The organism is Paenibacillus sp. EKM10P (assembly GCF_011800655.1).
Taxonomy (GTDB): Bacteria; Bacillota; Bacilli; order Paenibacillales; family Paenibacillaceae; genus Paenibacillus; species Paenibacillus polymyxa.
Genome location: NZ_JAALET010000138.1, coordinates 1 through 232 on the forward strand (window position 1 = coordinate 1; position 232 = coordinate 232).

The window sequence follows — 232 nt, forward strand, 5'->3', positions numbered from 1 at the left end:
TGGTGGAGCCAAGGGGGATCGAACCCCTGACCTCCTGCGTGCAAGGCAGGCGCTCTCCCAGCTGAGCTATAGCCCCATCTTAGACATAACACTTAATTCTGACTATATAGAGGTCAGTCTTACAGGCGAAAAAAAATCCCCAGAGAAGGGGCTTATGCTTGGCGGCGTCCTACTCTCCCAGGACCCTGCGGTCCAAGTACCATCGGCGCTGGAGGGCTTAACGGTCGTGTTC

1 tRNA gene and 1 rRNA gene are annotated in these 232 nt (G+C 55.6%); both read right to left on the minus strand.

The features are described 5' to 3' along the window. Positions 1-76, minus strand: a tRNA-Ala gene (locus HFE01_RS26835). A gap of 80 nt (positions 77-156) precedes the next feature. Continuing rightward, positions 157-232, minus strand: a 5S ribosomal RNA gene (rrf, locus tag HFE01_RS27840); the annotation flags it as partial.